Here is a 3,968-nt window from a genome sequence, read left to right as displayed (position 1 = left end):
CCCCCCACACTGCCACGATTGTTTCTGGTGGCACGCCGTAGGTTTGAGAAGCACGATTTAAAACATCGCGATGTTGCGCCAGTTTTTGTTTTCCAAGCTCAACACGCTCTTCATCGACTAAGCCAGAAAGATAATCCCAAATTGGTGTCGAAAATTCTGGTTGATAGTTTAATTTATCAATAACTGAATAATCTGGAGTTAAGTTTTGAGTATAACGGTCATAAGTTGTTCCCGAGACTCCCGCAGCAATTGCTTGAGAACGTAAATTTGCCAAACAACTTTGGAAATTATTATTAGGCGTATAATCTTCACTAGTTACTACTGGAACAGTAGCATTGCTAGATATTGTAGAACCATTAATTACGAGCTCTGCTTGAGCCTGAGTCATTGCTAAAAATACAGAGCCAACAATACAAGAAAAACGTCGCATATTATCCCAGTTTCAATTTTTGAATTTAAATTTTTAAGTACCATACCATTATGAGTCTAAAATTTCAGAGAGAAAACGTAAATTTGAATTCATAATCTCTTCTTTAAATTCATTTCCAGTGTTTTAAATTCAAATTTCTCACTTTATTTTGAATTTAAAACTTCCCCTCATTTGCATCACCAGTTTTGAATTCAAAATAATAGCGCATAGTTTAAATTCAAAAGCCTTAATTTAAATTTAAACTATAACGCAGGCGTTTCTGTGGATAAACTTATCCACAATCGAGCAAAAACAACACTATTTATTGATTCCATTCTATATTTCATTATTCTTGATGACACGAAAAATCCAATCAACCAAACAATCTATATTTTTAAATTCAAAAATCACGCAATAATTTAAATTCAAACTTACCGCGTTATTTTAAATTTAAAACACTTCAGCAAACACCACTAGTTTTGAATTCAAAAAACATGAGCTCTATCATCAGCTACAAATCAAACTCTCTTGTGGATAACTAACTTTAAATTCAAAACAATCAAGCTTCACTTTTTAAATTTAAAAAATACCATCAATATTTAAATTCAAAAATTCCTATAAAAAGTTATCCACAAACAAGAAATTGCTCAGGATTTATTATTTTTTAAATTTAAAAGATAAAAAAAGCGATCCGAAGATCGCTTTTTTTAGAATTAGAAATGCTTTAGAGGGTTATATCTGCTGTTAAAGCGAGTGGTTCTGGCAAAATTTCTGCTAATTGACGGCATAAATTCGTCAATTCATTACTATCCACAGGCATTAAAGTGATATGGCCTAACTTACGGCCAGCACGTTCAGACTTATTATAAAGGTGCAGATGAGCGCCATTTAAGGCAAGTACATCTTCAGTTTTAGGATGCTGACCAATAATATTGATCATAACCGTTGGGCGAACAACGTCTGTTGAACCTAATGGTAGACCTGCAACAGCTCGAATATGGTTTTCAAACTGAGAACAAACAGCGCCTTCGATTGACCAGTGACCTGAGTTATGCACACGTGGTGCCATCTCATTTGCACATAAGCCTTGTTCTGTTACAAATAGCTCTAGAGTTAACACACCTACATAGTTGAGATGATTCAACAAACGAGTAATGTAGTCTTGAGCCACAGGTTGCAAAGCTTCACTATTCGGTGCAGGAACAATTGAATGCGATAAAATGCCATTATGATGGTGATTTTCAGCCAGTGGCCAAGTTTTTACTTCACCATTTTGGCCGCGCACCGCAATAATTGAAACTTCACGAGAGAATTTAACAAAGCTTTCGGCAACTAGACTTTTTGCAGGCCCAAGTTCAGCCCAAGCAGTATCAATCTGGTCTTCTGAACGAAGTACAAACTGACCTTTACCGTCATATCCACCAGTTGCAGTCTTAAGCACAATCGGTAAACCAAGCTCAGCAACAGCCTTTTTCAAGCTTTCTAGACTATCTACAGCACGATACGGCGCTACAGGAATAGTAAGCTCATCAAACAATGCTTTTTCTGACAAGCGATTTTGCGCAGTCGCTAAAGCAACACGGGGAGGGTGCAATGTTTTGGTTTGTGTTAAAACATCAACATCTTCAACGGGCGTATTTTCAAACTCAAGACTGAAAACATCAGCACTTTCAATAAACTGCTTTAAACCTTGCTCATCTTGACTAGAAAAGACTTGGCCTAAAACACCTGCTGGACAATCTGTATTTGCTTCAAAAAAAGTACACTGAATATTTAATGGTAACGCTGCTTGAGCCATCATTCGGCCCAGTTGCCCACCACCAAAAATACCGATAGTTTTATCCATCTCAGCCTCTTACACCTGACCCGGAATATTTTTGCTTGCAACTTTATCAGTTTGCGCAGCACGGAAATCAGCAACATTTTTTGCGATTTCAGGACGAGTTAAACCTAAGATTTGTGCCGCCATAATTGCAGCATTGGTCGCACCAGCTGGACCAATTGCCAAAGTACCCACTGCAATACCTGCTGGCATTTGTACAATTGAAAGCAAAGAATCTACGCCATTTAAAATTGATGATTTAACTGGCACACCCAAAACTGGTAAATCAGTTTTTGCGGCACACATTCCAGGTAAATGCGCTGCACCACCTGCACCAGCAATAATCACTTGAATACCGCGATCACGCGCAGTTTCTGCGTATTCAAATAAACGGTCTGGAGTACGATGAGCAGATACCACTTCCGCTTCAAATGGGACACCAAGCTGTTTAAGCATATTGGCTGTGTTTTCGAGAGTTGCCCAATCAGATTGAGAACCCATAATAATTCCAACGAGAGGTTGAGCGTCTTGTGCTGCGGCCGCATTCATTGCTAATGTTCCAGAGACAAAAGTAAAAGAAGATAAATCTCGACGAGAGCCAAGTTTTAAATGGTTCGGAAGCCCATTATTATAGACTGATTTTTCATCTCACGAAAATTTAACTGACCAGCTCTGCGAATATTTTTAATCTGATAGAAAAATGTCATGGTTTAACAATGACACATTCTCAAGTTTTATTAATATTATTTAAACATCCTACAAGATAATCAGGCATTTGGAAGAGCAATGGCTTATTGCAAAGTAGAATAAATCATTCAATGCAACCTATTGCAGCTTACTGGCTTCTAAATACGAAGTAGACACAGCCAAATAAACATACCATCGCCCACAAATAATCCAGTTTAAATGGTTGTTTAAACAAGAAAAGCATAAACGGTACAAATACAATCAGTGTGACTACTTCCTGTGTAATTTTCATTTCACCAAGTAACCAGCCTTGCGTACTCAGCATACGAGTTGCCGGAATCATAAAACTATATTCAAGCAGGGCTATAATCCAACCAAATAAAATCGCTTGCCAAAGTGGAGCATGGTGCAAAAATTTAAGATGCCCATACCATGCAAGTGTCATAAAGCAGTTAGAAATAATTAATAGCGTAAAAGCTAAAACCGTTGGGCTCAAAGGCACATCCTTCATCTTTACGATGATTTAAGTATTTTAAAGATACAAAACATTATAAAAGATAAAACTGTAATTCAGCTTAAATCGAAAAAATAAAGATGCGCTTTTGTTAAGGCCTCAAACGCATAGAACAACAACGATTTTTGACTATCTTTTCGAGTTTAGCCTTGCTATCGTTGCTGGCAAATTTATCAATAATGCACACACAGTCATTCATACGAATATTGTGTACAAAAGCAGTGGAGAAGGCGAGCAATGCATCTGCATATCTTGGGTATTTGTGGCACTTTTATGGGCTCTTTAGCACTTTTAGCTCGTGATTTAGGACATAAGGTAACCGGTTCCGATTCAAACGTTTACCCACCAATGTCTACCCAGTTAGAAAACGCAGGCATTACCCTCATGCAAGGCTACGACCGTAGTCATTTACAGCCTCACCCAGATTTAGTGATTGTCGGAAATGCCATGAAACGTGGTATTGATGCCGTGGAATATATGCTTAACGAAGGTTTGCCATATATTTCTGGTCCTCAGTTCCTTGCCGATCACGTTTT

At 37.8% G+C, this 3,968-nt stretch carries 5 protein-coding genes; 1 reads left to right on the top strand and 4 read right to left on the bottom strand.

Going from position 1 to position 3,968, the window contains the following annotated elements; translation table 11 throughout:
* From UC75_RS22430 to UC75_RS18210, 4 genes are all read right to left on the bottom strand, one after another.
* On the bottom strand, positions 1-430 hold a 430-nt coding region (locus UC75_RS22430; RefSeq protein WP_416202231.1), incomplete at its 3' end, for a lytic murein transglycosylase.
* Positions 431-1,133: 703 nt separating this feature from the next.
* Entirely contained in the window at positions 1,134-2,255 is a 1,122-nt protein-coding gene (locus UC75_RS18220; RefSeq protein WP_049838394.1) for a 5-(carboxyamino)imidazole ribonucleotide synthase, read from the bottom strand.
* A 9-nt stretch (positions 2,256-2,264) separates the two neighbouring features.
* Positions 2,265-2,780, bottom strand: a complete 516-nt coding sequence (gene purE / locus UC75_RS18215; RefSeq protein WP_002115451.1) for a 5-(carboxyamino)imidazole ribonucleotide mutase — start codon at positions 2,778-2,780, stop codon at positions 2,265-2,267.
* Positions 2,781-3,066: 286 nt separating this feature from the next.
* Complete coding sequence (locus tag UC75_RS18210; protein WP_128825365.1) at positions 3,067-3,429, bottom strand: DMT family protein; 363 nt, start codon at positions 3,427-3,429, stop codon at positions 3,067-3,069.
* Positions 3,430-3,669: 240 nt separating this feature from the next.
* Between UC75_RS18210 and UC75_RS22425 the strand changes: the two genes are divergently transcribed.
* On the top strand, positions 3,670-3,968 hold a 299-nt coding region (locus UC75_RS22425), incomplete at its 3' end, for a Mur ligase domain-containing protein (protein WP_228137497.1).

This window comes from Acinetobacter sp. V2 (assembly GCF_001188385.1).
In the GTDB taxonomy this organism is placed as follows: Bacteria; Pseudomonadota; Gammaproteobacteria; order Pseudomonadales; family Moraxellaceae; genus Acinetobacter; species Acinetobacter oleivorans.
The sequence above is the reverse complement of the archived record's forward strand: the minus strand, read 5'-3'. Positions and strand labels throughout refer to the sequence as shown.